The following is a 702-nucleotide window of genomic DNA, read 5'->3' on the forward strand; positions in this document are numbered from 1 at the left end:
GTGAAGAAATGCAAATCGCAGCTTCTAAAGTACCTGCTTTCAAAGCTGGTAAAGAACTAAAAGAAGCTGTAAAATAATGAAAAATAGCCTTCTCGTTTACGAGAAGGCTATTTTTTTCATTACATAATTAATAAAAATCTGACCATTATGCTGTTTCTTTTGTTCCTTTATGCAAATAAAACCTTTACTTTCAAAGAAAGGTTTTGCCGTAATACTCGCCTCTGTATATATCTCCCCATGCCCCAAGTTCACTGCTTCTTTTTCTAACTTCTGTAGTATGTATGAAGCTATCCTTTTCCCTTGATAATCTTTATGGGTAAATAAACGATCTACGTAATGATCATCATTATAATCCCCAAATCCCACTATCATACCGTTATGATCCGCTACATAACTAATATTCTTCTCTAAAGAATGTAACCAACTTTCTCTATCTAGTCGATCTGGTGCCCATGCCTGTAGCTGTAACACGTTATAATCTTTTGCATTAATTGTATGAACTGTTTCATAGAACAACTGTAATACTTGTTCTAAATCATCTTTATGAAAGGCCCTAATGATTGTATCTTTTAACATATTCGAGTCTCCTTACTAAACTATCATTTAACTTTTCTACCATTTACGATTCAATATTTCTGCTTTATTATATCTTTTTTCTTTCTATATAAACAAAAAAACAATACTTATTTCGAAGTATTGTTT

2 protein-coding genes are annotated in these 702 nt (G+C 31.6%); one reads left to right on the plus strand and one right to left on the minus strand.

What is annotated here, in order from left to right:
- On the plus strand, positions 1-77 hold a 77-nt coding region (locus KI369_RS26730; protein ID WP_212958548.1), incomplete at its 5' end, for an HU family DNA-binding protein.
- Positions 78-96: 19 nt separating this feature from the next.
- On the opposite strand, the gene KI369_RS26735 is transcribed toward KI369_RS26730, so the two are convergent.
- On the minus strand, positions 97-576 hold the full coding sequence (locus tag KI369_RS26735; RefSeq protein WP_212958543.1) for a GNAT family N-acetyltransferase: 480 nt from the start codon (positions 574-576) through the stop codon (positions 97-99).
- Between the last annotated feature and the right edge of the window lie 126 nt (positions 577-702).

The sequence above is a fragment of the Bacillus sanguinis genome (genome assembly GCF_018332475.1).
Taxonomy (GTDB): Bacteria; Bacillota; Bacilli; order Bacillales; family Bacillaceae_G; genus Bacillus_A; species Bacillus_A sanguinis.